1 protein-coding gene and 1 pseudogene are annotated in these 1,292 nt (G+C 66.7%); one reads left to right on the top strand and one right to left on the bottom strand.

The window, feature by feature from the left end; translation table 11 throughout:
- Positions 1 to 117: 117 nt before the first annotated feature.
- Positions 118 to 225: pseudogene (locus OTB19_RS42910) on the top strand (zinc-binding dehydrogenase); the annotation flags it as partial.
- A 20-nt stretch (positions 226 to 245) separates the two neighbouring features.
- Here the strand turns inward: OTB19_RS42910 and OTB19_RS42905 are convergent.
- Positions 246 to 1,121, bottom strand: a complete 876-nt coding sequence (locus OTB19_RS42905; protein ID WP_267804285.1) for an IS5 family transposase — start codon at positions 1,119 to 1,121, stop codon at positions 246 to 248.
- Positions 1,122 to 1,292: the final 171 nt, after the last annotated feature.

Here is a 1,292-nt window from a genome sequence, read left to right as displayed (position 1 = left end):
CCCCGAGGACGCACTCGACACCGCCTGCCACCTCCACCTCACCGGTCTCGACACCTGACACGGGCAAGCGCACGCCAAGCCCGACGTCAACCCCCGAAGGATTTACGACGCAGACCACTAAGCCCGGCGGTGGACACGGTATTCCCCCTGGAGGAGACAGCAGCGGCACACCAGGCGCTGGAAGCGGGCGGTGTCCAGGGCAAGTATGTGGTCAGGGTCGCGTAGGACGGCTGTGGAGGTGCTGATCACAGCCACTCGTTGATGGCAGCGATGAGGACGGTCGCCTCGTAGCGAACCGCCAGCTTGTCGTATCGCGTGGCGACGGCGCGGTGCCTCTTGAGGCGGTTGATCCCACACTCGACCGCGTGCCGCTGTTTGTAGTCGTCCTTGTCGAACTTCGGCGGCCGGCCGCCACGCGATCCACGCTTGAGGCGGTTGCGCGCCTGGTCGGCTTTGTCGGGGATAGTGCAGCGGATTCCGCGGCGGCGCAGGTAAGCGCGGTTTCTGCGGGAGGCGTATGCCTTGTCAGCGCGGACTCGATGGGGACGGGCACGTGGCCGCCCCGGCCCAATGCGGGGCACGCGGATCTTCTCCAGGACGGGTTCGAACTGCGGCGAGTCCCCGCGCTGCCCAGCGGTCACCACGATCGACATGGGCTTTTGGCCCTGCTCGACGGCCAGGTGCAGTTTGGTGGTGAACCCGCCGCGTGAGCGCCCCAGCCCGTGATCACGAGGCTCGGTGAACACGCCACCCGGCGGTTCCTTCTGCAGATCACCCTGCTTGCGAGCCCCGGCCGCATGCTGGTGGGCGCGGCAGACCGTGGAGTCGACGCTCAGGTCCCACGTGATCGCGCCCTTCGCATCTGCCAGGCACTGGAGGCGGGTGAGGATGAGATGCCAGGTGCCGTTGCGCTGCCATCGACGGAACAGGTCATAGACCCGGTTCCAGGGCCCGTATTCGATAGGGATGTCCCGCCACGGAACACCAGTACGGACCCGGAACCGTATGCCGTCGATCAGCTGCCGCCGAGGCCATACAGGCGGCCGCCCCACCTTCCTCCCCTGCGGCAACAACGACTCCAGCACCGCCCACTGCTCGTCCGTGAGATCTCCCCGACCCATGAACCGTCATCATCCATAGTCCCAAGATCCACTTTCGATACACGGCCTAGTGCAGCGCGTTGCAGGTCCTTTTCCGGTTGGGCGGGTTGGGTGCGGTCACGCCTCGTGGTCGGCGAGGTGGACGATGGCGGCGGTGTCGAAGGCGTCGTTGGGGTGGCCGATGTCGGTGCC

It is taken from the genome of Streptomyces sp. H27-H5 (genome assembly GCF_026627505.1).
Taxonomy (GTDB): domain Bacteria; phylum Actinomycetota; class Actinomycetes; order Streptomycetales; family Streptomycetaceae; genus Streptomyces.
Note: the sequence above shows the minus strand (reverse complement) of the source record. Positions and strands in the feature narration are given on the sequence as shown.